The 19,107-nt window shown below is 66.9% G+C and carries 17 protein-coding genes; 15 read left to right on the forward strand and 2 right to left on the reverse strand.

All coding sequences use genetic code 11. From position 1 onward, the window contains the following. The first annotated feature begins 53 nt into the window (after positions 1-53). The 15 genes from ABFK29_RS08815 (at position 54) to ABFK29_RS08885 (ending at position 16,964) form a co-directional block, all read left to right on the forward strand. Positions 54-647, forward strand: a complete 594-nt coding sequence (locus tag ABFK29_RS08815; RefSeq protein ID WP_005857136.1) for a TRAP transporter small permease — start codon at positions 54-56, stop codon at positions 645-647. Further along, positions 644-1,960, forward strand: coding sequence for a TRAP transporter large permease (locus ABFK29_RS08820; protein ID WP_005857138.1), 1,317 nt, complete (start codon positions 644-646; stop codon positions 1,958-1,960). The genes ABFK29_RS08815 and ABFK29_RS08820 overlap by 4 nt, the downstream gene beginning before the upstream one ends. A 247-nt stretch (positions 1,961-2,207) precedes the next feature. After that, positions 2,208-2,969 (forward strand): SDR family NAD(P)-dependent oxidoreductase, encoded by a 762-nt coding sequence (locus tag ABFK29_RS08825; protein WP_005857140.1) that lies wholly within the window; start codon positions 2,208-2,210, stop codon positions 2,967-2,969. 20 nt (positions 2,970-2,989) lie between these two features. Then, complete coding sequence (locus tag ABFK29_RS08830) at positions 2,990-4,777, forward strand: feruloyl-CoA synthase (RefSeq protein ID WP_005857142.1); 1,788 nt, start codon at positions 2,990-2,992, stop codon at positions 4,775-4,777. A gap of 525 nt (positions 4,778-5,302) precedes the next feature. Beyond that, positions 5,303-6,871, forward strand: a complete 1,569-nt coding sequence (locus ABFK29_RS08835; RefSeq protein ID WP_005857144.1) for a benzoate-CoA ligase family protein — start codon at positions 5,303-5,305, stop codon at positions 6,869-6,871. Then, entirely contained in the window at positions 6,868-7,674 is an 807-nt protein-coding gene (locus ABFK29_RS08840) for an alpha/beta fold hydrolase (RefSeq protein WP_005857146.1), read from the forward strand. The genes ABFK29_RS08835 and ABFK29_RS08840 overlap by 4 nt, the downstream gene beginning before the upstream one ends. Next, a complete protein-coding gene (locus ABFK29_RS08845; protein ID WP_005857148.1) occupies positions 7,671-8,054 on the forward strand; it encodes a DUF309 domain-containing protein in 384 nt (127 codons plus the stop codon). The genes ABFK29_RS08840 and ABFK29_RS08845 overlap by 4 nt, the downstream gene beginning before the upstream one ends. 113 nt (positions 8,055-8,167) lie before the next feature. Further along, positions 8,168-9,829 carry a 2,3-epoxybenzoyl-CoA dihydrolase gene (boxC, locus tag ABFK29_RS08850; protein ID WP_005857150.1) on the forward strand — a complete coding sequence of 554 codons (1,662 nt, stop codon included), beginning with the start codon at positions 8,168-8,170 and terminating at the stop codon, positions 9,827-9,829. Between the two features lie 88 nt (positions 9,830-9,917). Beyond that, a complete protein-coding gene (gene boxB, locus ABFK29_RS08855; protein ID WP_005857152.1) occupies positions 9,918-11,369 on the forward strand; it encodes a benzoyl-CoA 2,3-epoxidase subunit BoxB in 1,452 nt (483 codons plus the stop codon). Positions 11,370-11,438: 69 nt separating this feature from the next. Then, positions 11,439-11,819 carry a nuclear transport factor 2 family protein gene (locus ABFK29_RS08860; protein WP_005857154.1) on the forward strand — a complete coding sequence of 127 codons (381 nt, stop codon included), beginning with the start codon at positions 11,439-11,441 and terminating at the stop codon, positions 11,817-11,819. A 33-nt stretch (positions 11,820-11,852) separates the two neighbouring features. Continuing rightward, entirely contained in the window at positions 11,853-12,026 is a 174-nt protein-coding gene (locus ABFK29_RS08865) for a hypothetical protein (protein ID WP_005857156.1), read from the forward strand. A gap of 89 nt (positions 12,027-12,115) precedes the next feature. Next, positions 12,116-13,300: a benzoyl-CoA 2,3-epoxidase subunit BoxA gene (gene boxA / locus ABFK29_RS08870; RefSeq protein WP_040604282.1), complete on the forward strand. Its 1,185-nt coding sequence runs from the start codon at positions 12,116-12,118 to the stop codon at positions 13,298-13,300. A 100-nt stretch (positions 13,301-13,400) separates the two neighbouring features. Further along, positions 13,401-13,832, forward strand: a complete 432-nt coding sequence (locus tag ABFK29_RS08875) for an acyl-CoA thioesterase (RefSeq protein WP_005857160.1) — start codon at positions 13,401-13,403, stop codon at positions 13,830-13,832. A 142-nt stretch (positions 13,833-13,974) separates the two neighbouring features. After that, the gene (locus ABFK29_RS08880; RefSeq protein WP_040604343.1) at positions 13,975-14,862 is read left to right on the forward strand and encodes a shikimate kinase; all 888 of its coding nucleotides are present in this window, start codon (positions 13,975-13,977) and stop codon (positions 14,860-14,862) included. 35 nt (positions 14,863-14,897) lie between these two features. Continuing rightward, positions 14,898-16,964, forward strand: coding sequence for a 3-hydroxyacyl-CoA dehydrogenase NAD-binding domain-containing protein (locus ABFK29_RS08885; RefSeq protein WP_005857165.1), 2,067 nt, complete (start codon positions 14,898-14,900; stop codon positions 16,962-16,964). 239 nt (positions 16,965-17,203) lie between these two features. Here ABFK29_RS08885 and ABFK29_RS08890 read toward each other — a convergent pair whose 3' ends face one another. Then, positions 17,204-18,610: a 3'-5' exonuclease gene (locus tag ABFK29_RS08890; RefSeq protein ID WP_005857169.1), complete on the reverse strand. Its 1,407-nt coding sequence runs from the start codon at positions 18,608-18,610 to the stop codon at positions 17,204-17,206. A gap of 1 nt (position 18,611) precedes the next feature. Beyond that, positions 18,612-19,106, reverse strand: coding sequence for a hypothetical protein (locus ABFK29_RS08895; RefSeq protein ID WP_005857171.1), 495 nt, complete (start codon positions 19,104-19,106; stop codon positions 18,612-18,614). Position 19,107: the final 1 nt, after the last annotated feature.

Here is a 19,107-nt window from a genome sequence, read left to right on the forward strand (position 1 = left end):
CGGCGCGGCCCCGGTTTCACCCTTATTAATCCGAGAGTTGGGGGAAAGCTGCGATGGCCGGTCTGCACCGCATCGTCCTTGGCCTTGCACGCCTGATGGCGCTTCTTGGCGGGGCCGTGCTGACGTTCCTGATCCTGATCACCTGCCTGTCGATCATTGGACGGGCCGGGAATTCCCTGCTGCACGGGATGGTCGGCGCGGGGTTCCTGCCTGGGCTGGCGCAAGGGCTGATCGACTGGGGCATCGGCGCGATCCCCGGCGACTTCGAACTTGTCGAGGCGGGCATGGCGTTCTGCATCTTCGCCTTCCTCCCGTTCTGCACCGTCACCGGGGGGCACGCCGCCGTGGACGTCTTTACCAACTTCCTGCCGCGTATGGCCAACCGGGTTCTTGAGGTTGCGATTTCAATTCTGTTCGCTGTGGTGCTGGTCGTGATCGCCTTGCAGCTCGAAGAGGGCATGGCGCGCAAGGTCTCGTCCGGGCAGACCACGCTGTTGCTGCAGTTCCCGGTGTGGTGGGCCTATGCCCTCAGCCTTACCGGGGCGGCGGTGGCTGCCGTCGTCGGCGTCTACATGGCGATCGTGCGGATCTACGAACTTATGACCGGGCGCGTGATCGCCCCGAACGCTGTGGGGGCAGACCATTGAGCAATCTCGAGATCGGCATCTGGTCCTTCCCGGCGCTGCTGCTTCTGATTTTCCTGCGCGTGCCCATCGGGCTTGCCATGTTCTCGGCGGGTTTCACGGGCATGTGGCTGGTGATGGGCAACACCCGGCTGCCGATGGCGCAGCTCAAGGACCTGGCCTATTCGACCTTCTCCAACTACTCGCTGTCCATCGTGCCGATGTTCCTGCTGATGGGCTACTTCGCGACGCTCGGCGGGATGAGCCAGGCGCTGTTCAAGGCGGCGGAATCGTGGCTGGGGCACAGGCGCGGCGGGGTGGCCATGGCGGCCATCGGGGCCTGCGCGGGCTTTGGCGCGATCTGCGGATCGTCGCTGGCCACCGCCGCCACCATGAGCCGCGTCGCCCTGCCGGAGCTTAAGCGCTACGGCTACGACGGCGGGTTCTCGACGGCGACGCTGGCGGCGGGGGGCACCCTGGGCATCCTGATCCCGCCCTCGGTCGTGCTGGTGATCTATGCCATTCTGACCGAGCAGAACATCGCCAAGCTGTTTCTTGCCGCTTTCGTGCCAGGTGTCCTGGCCGCCATCGGCTACATGATCGCCGTGTCGATCTACGTGCGGGTGAACCCCAAGAGCGCCGGTGTCCGTGAACCGCAGCCCATGTCCGACCGCATTCGGGCGATGATCGACGTCTGGCCGGTGCTGTTGGTCTTCGTCGCGGTGGTCGGCGGGATCTATGGCGGCATCTTCACCCCGACCGAAGGTGCGGCTGTCGGTGCGCTTGGGACAGGTATCATCGCGCTGGTTAACAGGGGCCTGACGTGGCGCACGCTGCTGGAGAGCTTCACCGACACAGCGCGGTCCTCGGCGATGATCTTCTTCATCGTTCTGGGGGCGGCCTTCTACAACGCGTTTCTCGCCCGGACACGCCTGCCGCAAGAGTTGTCGTCCTGGGTCGTGGACCTGGGCCTGTCGCCCGTCGCGGTTCTGGCGGTGATCCTGATCGTCTACCTGATCCTTGGTTGTTTCATGGACAGCCTCTCGATGATCCTGTTGACCATCCCGATCTTCTTCCCGGTGATCTCGGCGCTGGATTTCGGCCTGTCGCCGGAGAACACGGCGATCTGGTTCGGTATCCTGGTCCTGATCGTCGTGGAGGTCGGGCTGATCACCCCGCCGGTGGGGATGAATCTGTTCGTCATCAATGCGATGGACCCGGAAACGCCCATGGTGAAGACCTATTCGGCGGTGCTGTACTACGTGATCTCGGACCTGTTGCGGGTGGTGCTGCTGGTGGCCTTCCCGGCGATCACGCTGTTCCTGCTGCCAGGCTGACCGGGTGGGGGCGGGCGGAGTGAAACTCCGCCCTACGGACTGTCGTTCCGCGTGGCTGGCCGGGAGATACGACAGGACGGTTTCGGGTGCGTCGGGCCTGCCGGGCGCGCCGATGGTCATCGGGGAAGGGGCTCTGCCCCGCTCGGCCCTTGAAGCGCCCTTCGGACGCTTCACCGCTGCGCGGGCGGCCCTCGCCCCCCGAGGTATTTGGACAAGGTGAAGCAGCGGGGCTGCGGGAGAGGATGTTATGAAGATTGCAGGACAGGTGGCGATCGTCACGGGGGGCGCGAGCGGATTGGGCGCTGCCACGGCGCGGCGGCTGGCGGCGGAAGGTGCCAAGGTCGGGATCCTGGATTTCGACGGCGACGGCGCCGCGGCCATGGCACGCGAGATCGGCGGCATGGCGGTGAAGACCGACGTGGGGCTTGAAGCTTCGGTCGCGGATGCCGTGGCGGAGGTCAAACAGCGGCTGGGCGCGCCGCGGATCGCGGTGTCCTGCGCCGGGATCGGATTGGCGGGCCGGGTCGTGGGGCGCGACGGGGCATTGTCGACGGACCTGTTCGAGAAGACCATCCGGGTGAACCTGATGGGCACCTACTACGTGATGAGCCACGCGGCGCGCGAGATGATGGCGCTGGAACCTCTGGAGAGCGGCGAGCGTGGCGTGGTGGTGAACACCGCATCGGTCGCCTACGAGGACGGGCAGATCGGGCAAGTGGCCTATTCGGCATCGAAGGGGGCCATCGCGTCGATGTGCCTGCCGGCGGCGCGCGAGATGGCGAAGCAGGGCGTGCGGGTCATGGCCATCGCGCCGGGCCTGTTCAACACACCGATGATGGAAGGGCTGCCGCAGGAGACGGTGGACGGGATCGTGGCCAACGTCCCGTTCCCGCATCGGCTGGGCGATCCGGCGGAATATGCGCAGCTTGTCTGCCAGATCCTCGACAGCCCTTACCTGAACGGCTCCGTCATCCGTCTGGATGGGGCGGTGCGGTTGCCCCAGCGGTAATCTTTCCAGGGGGATAAGCCATGAGCTTGAAGTATCGCGCGCACAGCGTTGCAAGGCAGGACCGGGCCGACGGGGCGATCCTGCTGACCTCGGGTTACGAGATGAGCTCGGTTGCGGACAGGACCGGCGACTGGGTCGACCGGTGGGCCCGCGAGGCGCCGGAGCGGGTGTTCATCGCCGAGCGGTCCGGCGCGGGCTGGCGAGAGGTCAGCTATGCCGAAACGCGGGAGACGGTGCGTGCCCTGGCGGCGGCGCTGCTGGCGCGGGGCATGGGGCCGGACACGCCGATCGTGGTGATCTCGGGGAACGGTGTCGACCATGGGTTGCTGACGCTTGCGGCGCAGTACGTCGGCGTGCCCACCGTGCCTTTGGCCGAGCAGTATGCGCTGATCCCGGAGGCCCGGGGGCATCTGCGCCACTGTGTCGAAGTCGTCCGCCCGACGATGGTGTTCGCCGACGACGGAGAGCGTTTCGGCGATGCGCTGGCGCTGGAGATTTTCGAGGGAACAGAGAAGGTTGTGTCGCGCAATGCGCGCGCCGGCATGACCGCGCTGGAGACGATGACGGGCGGCTCGGACGTCGGCGTGGACGCGGCGGCGCAGGCGGTCGGTCCGGACAGCGTGGCAAAGTTCCTGATGACCTCGGGCTCGACCTCGCACCCCAAGGCGGTGGTGACGACCCAGCGGATGATGTGTGCCAACCAGGCGCAGCTTCTGGATGCCCTGCCGTTTCTGGGAGAGCGGCCGCCGCGGATCGTCGACTGGCTGCCGTGGAACCATGTCTTCGGCGGGTCGCACAACTTCAACATGATGCTGGCGAATGGCGGTTCGCTTTACATCGACGGCGGCAAACCGACCCCCGCGCTGATCGGAAAAAGCATTGAAAACAACCGTTTGATCGGCGGAACGCTGGCCTTCAACGTGCCGGTGGGCTTTGCGCAGATGTGCGAGGCGATGAAGGCGGACGCGGTGCTTCGGCAGAGGTACTTCGAGCAGCTCGACATGGTGTTTTATGCAGGCGCGTCGCTGCCTCAGGACGTGTGGGACGATCTGGAGACCATGGCGCGCGAGGTTCGGGGCGAAATGCCGCTGATGCTGTCTTCGTGGGGTCTGACGGAGACTGGACCGGCCTGCCTGATACAGCATGAACCGACCGAACGGTCCGGGATCGTGGGCGTGCCGATGACCGGGGTTGAGGTAAAGCTTCTGCCCGACGAAGACATGCGCTGCGAAATCCGTGTGCGCGGGCCGAATATCATGCCCGGTTATCTCAACGACCCGAAGAAGACGGCGGAGGCGTTTGACGAAGAAGGTTTTTTCCTGACAGGCGACGCTATGAAGTTCGTCGATCCGAACGACTTGAACAAGGGGATGAAGTTCGACGGGCGGATTTCGGAGGATTTCAAGCTGTTGACCGGGACCTGGGTCAGGGCGGCGAACCTGCGTCTGGAATTGTTGAAGGATCTCAGTCCTCTGGTTCAGGATCTTGTGGTCTGCGGTGCGGACCGCAACGAGATCGGTGTGCTGATCTTCCCTTCGGGAGCGGCGATGGAGCTGGGCGTGCGCGAAGGGCCGCTGGTCTGGTCGGAGCGGCTGGAGGCGGCGCTGGTGGAAAAGCTGCGGGCGCGGGGAGAGCACGGATCGGCCACGCGGGTGACGCGCGCGCTGGTGATGAGCGATCCGCCGTCGATGGGCGACGGTGAGATTACGGCCAAGGGGAATCTCAACTTCCGCAAGGTGCAGACCCGGAGGGAGGCTTTGGTTTCAAGGCTTTACGACAACGCCGACCGGCACGTGGTGCGTCTCTGAGGCGTTAACCCATATTGACGAAACCTGTCTGGTTCACGGCGCGCGCGGAGGGGTTAATCCGTCGCGCGCGCCTGTGCCTGCCGGATGTTGTGGGGTGACGCGGTCGCAGCCACAAAGGATGAATCATTGTTAACCTCTTTCCCCGGCGCGTTATGGGACGAACCGGCCGGTTCAGGGGGTCGAACCGGCCGGTTGGTAACCTTTGCCGCGCCCAGGGGCGTTTCCGGCGTTGCGCGGGACGGACTTTTCTTAACCTTCGGCGGTGGACGGGCGTCGCGGGGCGGGGGCGGCGTGAAACCCCGCCCTACGCGCTGGTGCGCAATTCCGAGCCGGGCCGCGAGGATCAAACCCGGTTTGGCTGTCAATTATTGCACTATATTGCCAAAAGATGCGCGCGATACCTATATCTGTTTGCCTGTCGGTCAATCATTGGCATTATAGCGCACAAGCGACTCTGGGAGGAGGACCCCGGAGGCCATCTGAGGAGAGGACCCGGGGGCGACCCCGGGCGCTGGGAGGGAAAACATGACAGAAAACCAGAACGCGGCGCTGCATTTCGTGGACCGCCACCTGAGCGAAGGCCGTGCCGACAAGGTCGCCTTTCGCGAGGCAGCCGGGAAAACACGCAGCCTGACCTACGGACAGCTTTCGGCGCGGTCCGACCTTGTGGCCGGGGCGCTGGGCGCGGCGGGCATCCAGCCGGAACAGCGGGTGGCCTGCCTCGTGCTGGACCAGATCGAATACCCGGAAATCTTCTGGGGCGCGCTCAAGGCGCATGTGATCCCCATCGCGCTGAACACGCTGCTGACGCCGGAGACCTATGACTTCATCCTGCGCGACAGCCGGGCGGTGTGCCTGTTCGTGTCCCGCGAACTTTATGACACGGTGAAGCCGGTTCTGGCGGAAAACCCCTTCCTGCGGCACGTCGTGGTGATCGGCGACGACACGCCCGAGGGCTGCCTGAACTACGAGCGCTGCCTGGAGGGGGCGGAGGCTGTGCCGGTGGCGCAGGTGAGCGAGGACGAATGCGCCTTCTGGCTCTATTCCTCGGGCTCCACCGGGCAGCCGAAGGGCGTGCGCCATGTGCATGGCGCCTTGCGGGCCACGGCGGACACCTACGGCGCGCAGGTGCTGGGCATCGAGGAGGACGACGTGGTTTTTTCCGTCGCGAAGATCTTCTTTGCCTACGGGCTGGGCAACGCGATGACCTTTCCGATGTCGGTGGGGGCCACGACGATCCTGTTCAACGGGCGGCCCGTGCCGGAGGTGGCGGCGCAGATCATCCGGGACGAGCGGCCGACGATCTTCTGCGGGGTGCCGACGCTTTATGCCGCCACGGTGCACTGGCTGGAGAAGAACGGTGTGCCGGAGCATCGGCTGCGCGCCTGCATCTCGGCGGGTGAGGCGCTGCCGACCGAGGTGGGCACGGCGTGGCTGAGGCTGTGGGGCGTGGATATCCTCGACGGTGTGGGATCGACCGAGATGCTGCACATCTTCCTGTCGAACCGTCCCGGCGACGTGGTCTACGGCACGTCCGGCATGGCCGTCCCCGGTTACGAGCTGCGCTGCGTCGACGAGGAGGGCAACCAGATCGCCCCGGGCGGGGTGGGCGAGCTGCTGGTGCGGGGCGCCTCTGCGGCGGAAGGGTACTGGAACAAGCGTTCCAAGAGCCGCGCGACTTTCGAGGGGGAGTGGACGCGCACCGGCGACAAGTACGAGATCACCGAAGAGGGGCGTTTCGTCTACTGCGGGCGGACCGACGACATGTTCAAGGTGTCGGGCATCTGGGTGTCGCCCTTCGAGGTGGAGCAGGCGCTGGTGGCGCATCCCGGCGTGCTGGAGGCGGCGGTCGTGCCATGGCGCGACGACGACGATCTTGAGAAACCGAAGGCCTTCGTGGTGCTGAAGGAGGGCGCGGATGCGGGCGAGGTCATCGGCGCGCTGAAAGAGTTCGTGAAGGCCCGGGTCGGCGCGTGGAAATACCCGCGCTGGGTGCAGGTGGTGGAGGATCTGCCGAAGACCGCCACCGGCAAGATCCAGCGGTTCAAGCTGAGGGCGCAGGCGGCGCCGGAGAAGATGGAGGGCGTGGCATGACGTGGCCGACAGAGATCAGGGCGGGCGGCAAACGCCTGGAATGCGCGGGCTTCGGGCCCGCGCCCGACAAGGCGCCGACGCTGGTGCTGCTGCATGAAGGGCTGGGGTCGCTGGCGCTGTGGCGGGATTTCCCTCAGCGGCTGGCGGACGCCACGGGCTGGGGCGTCTTCGTCTGGTCGCGGGCGGGCTATGGCCGATCCGAGGCGGCGGAACTGCCGCGCCCGCTGGACTACATGACGCGCGAGGCCGTGGACGTGCTGCCGGAGGTGCTGGACGCTATCGGGTTCCGGCGCGGCGTGTTGATGGGGCATTCCGACGGCGCGACGATCGCGGCGGAATACGCGGGCTCGGTCGAGGATTTCCGGGTGCGCGGGCTGGTACTGATGGCGCCGCATTTCTTCACCGAAGCCGGAGGGCTGGCCTCCATCGCAGAGGCGAAGGCGGCGTTTGCCTCGGGCGGTCTGCGAGAGAAGATGGCGAAGTATCACGATGACCCCGAAGCGACGTTTCGCGGCTGGAACGATGCATGGCTGGCACCGGGGTTCCGCGACTGGCACGTGGGCGAGGTGATCGACTACTGGCGGGTGCCCTGCCTCGCGATCCAGGGGGCGGACGACCAGTACGGCTCGCTCGACCAGATCCGCGAGATCGAGAGCCGGTCCTATGCGCCGGTGGACACGGTCATCCTGCCGGGCGTGAAGCACGCGCCGCAGTCGGAGGCGCCGGAGGCGGTGCTGGAGGCGGTTGCGGAGTTCTGCGCCAGGCTTGCGCGGATCGAGGCGGCGGAGCCCGAGCTGGCGTGAGTTTCGTGCCCTATGTGCCGGGCCGGACGCCCCGGCCGCCGGACGGCGCCTACGATGCGCTCAAGGAGGTCTCGGTCCCGTTGCAGGCGTGCGGGGCCTGGCACGCGGGACTGCGGTTCTACCGCGACGGGGCCTTCTGGGAGGCGCACGAGGTCTGGGAGGCAGTCTGGATGGCCGCGCCCGAGAAATCGGCGGAGAAGCTGATGGTGCAGGGTGTGATCCAGTTGGCCAACGCCCGGCTGAAGCGGCGGATGGGGCGGGATGCGGCGGCGGACCGGCTGGAGGAGATCGCCGCTGATCTGATGCGGGAAGCCTGGGCGCGTGGTGGTGAGGCCGTGATGGGCGTGATGCCGTCGGACAGTAGTATTTGTGAATTATAATGCATGTATGGTGCGCTGTGCCGCTGCATATTTGGTAATATAGTGCGAAATTTGCATTGAGAGCTCAGTTTTTTGCGGTATAGTGCCGTCAAGCGCGGGAGGAGAATGCGGCGATGACGAAGCGAATCGATTTCCAGGTCGATCCCACGGCCTACAGGCACTGGAAGGTGCATTACGACGGACCGGTGGCGAACCTGCACATGGATGTCGACGAGAACGGCGGCCTGTTCGACGGCTACCAGCTGAAGATGAACTCCTACGATCTGGGTGTCGACATCGAGCTGGCGGACATCGTCCAGCGGATGCGGTTCGAGCATCCGGAGGTCAAGGTCGTGGTGATGAAGTCCGACAAGGACCGGATCTTCTGCGCGGGCGCCAACATCCGGATGCTGGGCGGGGCCAAACATTCGCACAAGGTGAACTTCTGCAAGTTCACCAACGAGACGCGCAACACCTTCGAGGCGGCGGAAGAGGACAGCGGCCAGATGTACATCGCGGCGGTCAAGGGCGCCTGCGCGGGCGGCGGTTACGAGCTGGCGCTGGCCTGCAATCACATCATGCTGACCGACGATTCGTCGTCCTCCGTGTCGCTGCCGGAGGTGCCTCTGCTGGCGGTGCTGCCGGGGACGGGCGGGCTGACCCGGGTGACCGACAAGCGCAAGGTGCGCCGCGACCGGGCGGACGTGTTCTGCTCGACCGAGGAAGGCGTGCGCGGCAAGCGGGCGCAGGAGTGGAAACTGGTCGACGAGGTGATCCCCAACTCGAAGTTCGACGCCACGGTGGACGAACGGGCGCGCGAATTCGCTGCGGCGTCGAAGAAGGCCGACGTCGAGAAGGGCATCGCGCTGACGCCGCTGGACCGGACGTTCCACGACGACGGTTCCGTCACCTATTCGACGGTGGAGGTGCAGGCCGACCGCGCCGGCCGGACGGTGACGATCCTCGTCAAGGGGCCGGAGGGCGAGGCGCCCGCCGACATGGCGGCCTTCGAGGCCGAGGGCGACCGGTCCTGGATGCTGCGAGCGGCGCGCGAACTCGACGACGCGATCCTGCACCTGCGGCTGAACGAGCCGGAGCTGGGTCTGATGGTCTTCAAGACCCAGGGCGACCCGGAGAAGCTGCTGGCACACGAGGCGCTCCTGATGGCCAACAGGGCGCATTGGCTGGCCAACGAGGTGCTGGAGTACTGGAAGCGTGTGCTGAAGCGGGTCGACGTGACTTCGCGCTCGATGGTGGCGCTGGTGGAGCACGGGTCGTGCTTTGCCGGTGTGCTGGCCGAGCTGCTCTGGGCGGTGGACCGGTCCTACATGATGGAAGACGAGTTCGAGGGCGACAACCGGCCCATCGCGACCGTCACCCTGTCGGATGCCAATTTCGGCCCGATGCCCATGGCGAACGGGCTGACCCGGCTGCAGACCCGGTTCCTGGACGACGATGCCGCGCTGGGCGCCTGCGCGGAGGTGAAGGGCGAGGCGCTGGAGGCCGAGGCGGCGGAAGAGGCCGGCCTTGTCACCATGATCCTCGACGACATCGACTGGGAGGACGAGATCCGCATCTTCCTAGAGGAGCGGGCCTCCTTCAGTCCGGACGCGATGACGGGGATGGAGGCGAACCTGCGCTTTGCCGGGCCGGAAACCATGGAGACGCGGATCTTCGGCCGACTGACCGCCTGGCAGAACTGGATCTTCATCCGTCCGAATGCCGTGGGCGAGAACGGGGCGCTGCAGCGCTACGGCACCGGCGTCCGGGGCGATTACAACATGGAGCGCGTGTAACGGCGCGAGGCAGAAGACTTTTCGTCCGAAAAGTCTTTGAGGGGCAGAGTTTTCGTCAAAAACTCTGGATCACCGAGGAGGAAACGGAATGCTTGACCTGATCAACGTGAGCTACGACACCCAGATTCCGAACAATGTCGGGCTCTCGGGTGACAAGAAGGTGCTCAAGGCGCTTGAGCGCTGGCACCCGGGTTACATCAACTGGTGGAACGACCTGATCCCGCAGAATTTCCAGGAGTCGATGGTCTACCTGCGGACCGCCGTTTCCGTCGATCCGAAAGGCTGGGCGAAGTTCGATTACGTGAAGATGCCGGAATACCGCTGGGGCGTCCTGCTGGCCCCTCAGGTCGAAGACCGGCGCATCCCCTGCGGCGAGCATGCGGGGCAGCCTGCGTGGCAGGAGGTTCCGGGCGAGTATCGCAACATGCTCAAGCGCCTGATCGTGATCCAGGGGGACACGGAGCCGGGCTCGGTCGAGCAGCAGCGGTTCCTGGGTCTCACCGCGCCGTCGCTTTACGACATGCGCAACCTCTTCCAGGTGAACGTGGAAGAGGGGCGTCACCTCTGGGCGATGGTCTACCTGCTGTTCAAGTATTTCGGCAAGGATGGCCGCGAGGAGGCGGACGACCTCTTGCGCCGGTCGTCCGGGTCGGACGAAGCGCCGCGCATGCTGGGGGCCTTCAACGAGGAGACGCCGGACTGGCTGTCGTTCTTCATGTTCACCTACTTCACCGACCGCGACGGCAAGATGCAGCTCGAATCGCTGGCCCAGTCGGGCTTCGATCCCCTCAGCCGGACCTGCCGTTTCATGCTGACCGAGGAAGCGCACCACATGTTCGTGGGCGAGACGGGCGTCGGCCGCACCATCCAGGCCACCTGCGAGGCGATGAACAAGGCAGGGATCACCGATCCCTACGATATCAACAAGATCCGTGAGCTGGGTGTGATCGACCTGCCGACGATCCAGAAGAAGCTGAACCTGCACTACACGCTGTCTCTGGACCTGTTCGGGCAGGAGGTGTCGACCAACGCCGCCAATGCCTTCAACGCGGGCATCAAGGGCCGCTACATGGAGACGCGGATCGACGACGACCACCAGTTGAAGGGCGACACCTACGTTGTACGCTCGATCAGGGACGGTCTGATCGTGGCCGAGGACGTGCCGGCGCTGACCGCGATCAACATGCGCCTGCGCGACGATTACGTGCGCGATGCCGCCGGCGGCGTGGGCCGCTGGAACAAGACCATCGAGAAGGCGGGGATCGACTTCCAGCTCAGGCTGCCGCACGAGGCGTTCCACCGCCAGATCGGCATCTTCTCGGCGATCAAGGCGGACCCGGAGGGCAACATCCTGTCCGAGGACGACTGGGCGAAGCGCCGCGACGAGTGGCTGCCGTCGCAGGCCGACGGCGATTTCATCCAGTCGCTGATGAAGCCGTGCTTCGAGCCGGGCAAGTTCGCGTCCTGGATCGCGCCGCCGAAGGTCGGGATCGACAACAAGCCGGGCGACTTCGAGTACGTCAAGCTGCACATGGCCTGAAGGCCCGTGCGGGAGCCGGGGCTGTGCGTGCGGCGCGGCCCCGGACCACCCGGAAAGGAGCGTGCTGCGATGAGCGATCCGGCGACCAACACGGCCAATGCCAGGGCCTTCTACGACATGATGTTCAACCAGTGTCGTCCGAGGGAGGCAGTGGCGGCCTATGTCGGGGACGACTACATCCAGCACAACCCGCATGTCGCCTCGGGCAAGGAGGGGTTCATCGCCTACTTCGAGCGGATGGCGCGGGAGTACCCCGGCAAGCGGGTGGAATTCGTTCGGACCGTGGCCGAGGGCGACCTTGTCGTCCTGCACTGTCACCAGATCTGGCCCGACGAGGACTACGCGGGCATCGACATCTTCCGTTTCGACGCGGAGGGCCGGATCGTGGAGCACTGGGACGTCCTGCAGCTGCTGCCGGAGACCGCGGCGCACGGCAACGGGATGTTCTGATAGACGTTCGAAAGGGTCGGGGAGGACCTTGTCATGCAGATGGAACGCAAGATCGGCCACGCACCGCGCGTGGCGGCACTGGGCGAGGACTTCCTCGCCGGACAGGCCGGATGCCCCGGCTGCATCGGCTGCACGGGCTGCCGGGGGCTGTGTGAGCAGCTGATCGAGATGCTCTCGGTCCCGGAGGCGGTGCTGCGCCGAGACTGACCGCGCGCCAGGGCCCTGCCAGACCCATGCCGGGTCCTTGCCAAACCGTCACAGACGTGTCCCCGTCGTGGGACCCCGTGGGAGGATTGATGAACAAGCCGTTGAAACAGCACCTGATCGACCCGGAAATCTGCATCCGCTGCTACACATGCGAGATGACCTGTCCGATCGAGGCGATCACCCACAACGACGACAACGTGGTGGTGGACCCGGACAAGTGCAACTTCTGCATGGATTGCATCCCGGTCTGTCCCACTGGCTCGATCGACGAGTGGCGCGTGGTCAGGGAGCCCTATTCGCTGGATGCGCAGTTCGGCTGGGTGGAGTTGCCGGAGCAGGAGGACCTGGGCGCCGACGAGGCGGACACCGGTCTCGAAGCGCTGGACGAAGCGATGGCCGCGCTTCTGGCGGAGGCGCACGCGGGGGCGGGCGGCAAGGCCAAGGCACCGGCCTCGGCGGCCAAGGCGACGGTGAACCTGTATACGCTGGGCAAGCCCGCGACCGCGAAGGTCACGGGGATCGTGCCGCTGACGAAGGACCCGGGACACGACGTGCGCCATATCATCCTCGACTTCGCGGGCCAGCCGATGCCGGTGCTCGAAGGTCAGTCCATCGGGATCATCCCGCCGGGGGCGGACGCGGAGGGCAAGCCCCATCTGCCGCGGCTTTATTCCGTGTCGAGCCCGCGCGACGGCGAGCGGCCGAACTACAACAACGTGTCGCTGACGGTGAAGCGGGAGACGGGGGGGCTTTGCTCGAACTACCTGTGCGACCTGAAGGTCGGCGACGAGGTGCGGGTGACCGGTCCCTTCGGCGCGACCTTCCTGATGCCCGACGACCCGGAGGCGCGGCTTCTGATGATCTGCACCGGCACGGGATCGGCGCCGATGCGGGCCTTCACCATGCGGCGTCAGCGCACGGTGGGCGGAAAATCCGGGGGCATGGTGATGTTCTTCGGCGCGCGCACGCCGGATGCGCTGCCCTATTTCGGCCCGCTGAAGAAGGTGCCGGAGGCGTTGCTGGAGCAGCATCTGGTCTATTCGCGGCAGGGCGATGCGAAGGAATACGTGCAGGACCGGATGCGCGCCGAGGAGGAGCGGGTGGCGGAGCTGCTGCAGGACTTGAAGACCCATGTCTACATCTGCGGTCTGCGCGGCATGGAGGAAGGCGTCGAGAAGGCGCTGACCAATATCGCCGAGAGCATCGGCCAGCAATGGACCGCGCTGCGGGACGCGATGCGCGACGAGGGCCGCTATCACGTGGAGACGTACTGAGCGGGCGGGACCCTGCGTGGGGGCCAGCCCCCACACCCCCGGAGTATTTCGGAAGCAAAGAAGCAGGGGCGGGGCGCGTCGCTTTGGCCGGCAGCGGGCAATGTCGCAGGAGGAAGCCGTGGGGCAGCCGTTCGAGCATGAGATCCGGGTGACCTGGGGGGACTGCGATCCCGCGCGGATCGCCTATACGGCGCGCATCCCCTGGTTCGCGCTGGATGCGATCAACGCCTGGTGGGAGGAGAAGCTGGGCGGCGGCTGGTTCCAGATGGAGCTGGACCGCGGTGTCGGCACGCCGTTCGTCAACATGACCATCGATTTCCGCAGTCCGGTCACGCCGCGCCACCGGCTGCTCTGCGCCGTGCGCCCGGTGCGGCTGGGCGAGACCTCGGTCAGTTTCGAAGTGCTGGGACGGCAGGACGGTGTGCTGTGTTTCGAGGGGCGGTTCACCTGCGTGTTCATCGCCGTGCCGCGTTTTCGCAAGGCGCCGCCGCCGGAGGATATCCGGGCGGTGGTGGAGGCGCATCTGAACTAGGGGCGGCCGGTGCAGCGTCGCGGTGTGTCGGACGGGGGCGGGACCGCACCCGTTTGCCGTTGCCACGGGTGGTGAAGCGGCTAGTGTGTGCACTATAATTCACAACGGTACGAATGGTATGCGCAAGGCTGGGCCTTTGACGGTGGACTTGGGGAAACGCGGGGCGGAGGCGGATCATGCGGTGGAGGCCTTGCTGGCCCGTGTCGGCGACCGTGTCCGCCGCGCCCGCGAGGCCCGTCACATCCCGCGCCGCGTGTTGTCGGAGATGTCGGGGGTTTCGCCGCGCTACCTGGCGCAGCTTGAAACCGGCGAGGGCAATATCTCGATCGGGTTGCTGACCAAGGTGGCCTGCGCGCTCGACCTTTCGGTGGAGCGGCTGGTGGGGGCGGACGATCCGTGGTCGTCCGAGGTGCTGCGCGTGTCGGAGCTGTTCCGCCGGGCCGACCGCGGCATGCAGGCGCGGGTGCTGGCGCTGCTGGAGGCGCAGGCGCCGGAAGGCGCGCGGGCGCAGCGGGTGTGTCTTGTCGGGCTGCGCGGCGCGGGCAAGTCGACGCTGGGACGGCTGGCCGGCGAGGCGCTGGGGGTGCCTTTCCTCGAACTCAACGCGGAGATTGCGCGGATCGGCGGGATGCCGGTGGCGGAGATCATGGCGCTGTATGGCGCGGAAGGCTATCGCGAGCTGGAGGCGGAGGCGCTGGAAGGCGTGATCTCGGCCCATGAGCGGATCGTCCTGGCCGTCGGCGGCGGGCTGGTGGCGGAAAGCGCCACCTACGAGCGTGTGCTGGAGCGGTTCCACACCGTGTGGGTCAAGGCGGCGCCGGAGGAGCACATGGCGCGGGTGCGCGCGCAGGGCGACCTGCGGCCCATGGCGGGACAGCCGGAGGCGATGCAGCAGTTGCGCACCATCCTGCGTGCCCGCGAGGTGCTGTACGAGCGGGCGCACGCGCAGCTCGACACCAGCGGGGCCACGCTGGACGAGAGCCTGGCGGCGATGAAGGCGCTTCTGGCGGACGAGGGTTTTCTGGATTGACCGGCGGCCGCGGGCTGCCACGGAAGGAGTGACGGATGGCTGTGAGCTGCCGCAGAGAGGGCACGGCCCTGATCGTGACATTGGACAACCCGCCGGTGAACGCCATCGTTCTCGCGGTGCGGGAGGGGCTGGTGGCGGCTTTGGCGCGGGCCGGGACGGAAGAGGGGCTGAGCCGCGTGGTGCTGACGGGTGCGGGCCGGGCCTTTGCCGCGGGCGGCGATGCCCGGGAGTTCGACGCGCCCGCCGTGGCACCGCACCTGAACGACGTCGTGGCGGGCATCGAGGCCTGCGAGGTGCCATGGGTGGCGGCGATCAACGGCGTGGCGCTGGGGGGCGGCTGCGAGCTGGCCTTGGCGTGCCGCTACCGGATCGCGGCGCCGGGGGTACAGATCGGCCTGCCGGAGGTCACGCTCGGCGTGGTGCCGGGGGCGGGCGGGACGCAACGCCTGCCGCGGCTGATCGGCATGGCGGCGGCGCTGGAGTTGATCCCCACCGGCAAGCCGGTCAACGCCGAAAGGGCGGAGGCGCTGGGGCTGGTCGACGGGGTGGCGGTGGATCCGCTGGCGGTCGCGCTGGGGTTGGACGTGGGGACGCTGGCGCTGGCCGCGCCGGTCTGCGACCTGCCCGTGCCGGAGATGGACGCGGAGGCGGTTGAGGCGGCGCAGGCTCTGGCAGCGAAGAAGATGCCGCAACAGGTGGCGCCACTGACAGCCATCGCGCTGATCGCCTCGACCCCGGCGGTGACACTGGCCGAGGGGCTGGCGGAGGAGCGCAGGGCCTTCCTGACGCTTCGGACGGACAGCCAGGCGCGGGCGCTGCGGCATGTCTTCTTTGCCGAACGCGGGGCGAAGGCGCCCCGCTGGCTGGAAGACGCGCCGGGCGACACGGGCCACGTCGCGGTGGTTGGCGGCGGTACGATGGGCGCGGGGATCGCCTATGCCTGCCTGAACGCCGGGTTGCGGGTGACGCTGCTGGAAACAGGTGCCGATGGGGTGACGCGCGCAGAGGAGAACGTCGGCCGGATCGTAGATGCCTCGTTGAAACGCGGCCTGATCTCTGAAGCCGGTGCAAAGGAACGCCGGGCGCGGCTGGCGGTGGCGTCGGACTATGCGGCGGCGGAAGGTGCGGGGCTGGCGATCGAGGCGGCCTTCGAGTCGATGGACGTCAAGCGCGAGATCTTCGGGCGGTTGCAGGCGGCACTGTCGCCGGACGCGGTGCTTGCGACGAACACATCCTACCTCGACATCGACGAGATCGCGCGGTCGGTGGACGACCCTGCGCGCGTGGTGGGGCTGCATTTCTTCGCGCCCGCGCACATCATGAAACTTCTGGAGATCGTGAAGGGAGAGGCGACCTCGGACCGGGCGCTGGCCTCCGGCTTTGCGCTGGCGAAGACGCTGAGGAAAGTGCCGGTGCTCGCCGGGGTCTGCGACGGGTTCATCGGGAACCGTATCCTTGCGCGTTACCGCGAGGCGGCGGACACGGTGCTGATGGACGGCTCCACCCCGTGGGAGATCGACGAGGCGATGGTGGCTTTCGGTTACGCCATGGGACCTTACGAGGCACAGGACCTGTCGGGTCTGGACATCGCCCATGCCAACCGCCGGCGGCAGGACGCGACGCGCGATCCCGCGCGGCGCTATATCCCCATTGCCGACCGAATGGTCGAACTGGGCAAGCTGGGGCGCAAGACCGGGGCGGGCTGGTATCGCTACCCGGGCGGCGGCGGCAAGGTGGAGGATCCCATCGTAGCGGACCTCGCGCTGGAAGAGGCGCATTTCGCCGGGATTGTGCGCGTCGACTATGCCCCCGATGAGATCCGGGAGCGGCTGCTCCTGGCGATGATCAACGAGGCAGCGGACATCCTCGGAGAAGGGATCGCGGCGCGGGCCCTGGACATCGACCTGGTGACCCTCTTCGGCTACGGCTTCCCGCGCTGGCGCGGCGGTCTGATGTGGTACGCGGATGAATGGGGCGTGCCGGAAATCGTGGCGAAGCTGAAGGTGCTGGCCGAGGAAGACCCGGTTGCCTGGAAGCTGTCTCCGGTGCTGCGGGACTGTGCGGCGTCGGGAACGCCGCTGGCGGAGTGGCGGCGCAACTGAGGGTTTCGCCTCGCTGGGGCGAGGCGACCCGCGCGCCCTTCGGGCGCGCTGCCTGGTTCCAATCCGAAGGCGATCGCCAAAAGGGATACGTGCGCCGGCGGTCATGTCCGGTTTTCAGGTATTTATGACCAAGATGAAGGGCGCGCGCGTCTTGCCCTTCATCTTGGCAAAAAATACCTGCCTGCGCGTCGGTTTGCAGCTTTGCCTGCGTGATGGCAGGCGCGGTGCGCGTTGATCGTTCAGTTGAGGTCCTCGATCAGGCGGCCGTGTCGCTTGGTTTCCGCCAGTACGTCTTCCAGTGTTGTCATGCCACGGGCTTCGAGCATGGGAAGCATGCGGCCGAAGACCTCCGCTGTGGCCTGCGCGTCGCCGAGCGCGGTATGGCGCAGGTTCGGCGGGATGGTCACGGCGAGGCGGTCGCAGAGTGCGTCGAGTGTGTGGGTCTGCGACGCGCCGAAGAGGACCGCCGAGAGAAGCACCGTGTCGAGGATCGGGTGGGTCCATTCCACGCCCATACGGGTCTTGTGGCGGTGCAGGAAGGCCATGTCGAAGGGCGCATTGTGCGCCACGATCACGCTGTCGCGCGCGAAGGTGTGGAAGCGTCGCCCGGCCTCGGCGATGCCGGGTGCGCCGGCCACCATGGCATCGGTCACGCCGTGTACCTTCGAAGAGGCGGGCGGGATCGGGCGGCCTGGGTTGACGAGCTGGTCCATGCGCTCGCCCGGCACGATGCGTCCGTTGACGATGCGCACTGCGCCGATCTGCACGATCTCGTCCTTGTGGGGCAGGAGGCCCGTCGTCTCGGTGTCGAGCACCGTGTAGGTCAGCCGCCCGAGCGGCATGGCGTCGAGTGCGCCGGGGGCCTGGTCGAGCAGCGCGAAGTCATAGGTCAGGGGGCGGGCGGCGTCGGGCGGCAGGTCGAGATGCGCGGCATCCACCAGGATGATGTAGCCTCCGCCGTCCATCGGGCGCAGCCGGGCGTCGTAGCTTTGGGCGCGGTCGTGGCCGGGCAGCGTCGCGGCGACCTCGCGCCCGGTCCGGTTCATCTGCTTGCGCAGCCCCTTGAGCGCGGCACCGTCGAAATAGTCGGTGACGGGTGCATTCAGACGGGGAATGCCCTGCGAGGCCAGCACTTCGGCGGCCTGCCCGTCGTAGAGCACGATCTGGTCGGCGCTGCCCACGAGGATGGTGGCGACGGGAATTTCGGTCAGGAGCGCGGTCAGGCGGGCCTTCTCGGATTCGAGCCGCGCGGTTTCCGCGGCGATGCGGTCGGCGCTGGCCAGCGTGCTGGCGGAGAGCTGCGAGCTGAGCGCCGAGGCGGCGGGGCCGAGGTCGCCGAGGTAGCGCGCGGCATCGGTGTCGACGCGGGTGCCGATCCCGGCATGCGCATGGGCGCGGAGGTCGGCCGACAGTCGTTCGATGGGCTTGGCCACGTTTTCGTCGAACAGCAGCCAGACCCCGGCGCAGAGGGCGGTGAACCCGAAGGCGATCAGGATCGCGGCGAGGGTGAAGCCGTTGACGTCGTCCGTCGCCTCCGCCCGCGTGTAGCCGAACCAGAGCGCCGTGCCCGCCAGTGCCGTGCCGCCGAGCGCAATGAGGCAGAAGAACAGGAAGATCCGCAGTCGGAGGCTGAGGCCGGAGAGCATGTCACGCGGCCTCGCACACGGTCTTCACGATCGGGTCGTCGGCGCCCACCTCGCGCCAGACCGGGGGCGAGTCGTCGCCGAGTGCCGGGTCGGCGCGGCGTCCGGCGTCGCAGTCGATCATGATGTCGACGATGGTGACGGGCTTCCAGCGGCCGAAGAAGTAAAGCTTTGTCAGGAAGGTCTGCGGGGTTTCCATGTTGGGTCTCAGGCGCCCGGTCTCGACCGCGACGAAGCGGTCGGTCATCGGCACGACATAGGTCCACGGTCGCCAAGGCGCGCTGGAGGTGACGGATTGCGCCACGGTCAGACCTTCGGGCAGATTGTCCGACGTGCGGGCGTACCAACTGTATTCGGAAGAGATCGTCGCCGCCAGCATCGCGACGCCCGCGCCCACCGGAACCAGCCATTTCGGCAGTCGCGTGACACGTGTCAGCAGCAGCATGGCACCGGCCCCGGCGAAGCCCGCGAAGATCACGGCCAGTAATTCCAGGAACATT

It is taken from the genome of Sagittula stellata E-37 (genome assembly GCF_039724765.1).
In the GTDB taxonomy this organism is placed as follows: Bacteria; Pseudomonadota; Alphaproteobacteria; order Rhodobacterales; family Rhodobacteraceae; genus Sagittula; species Sagittula stellata.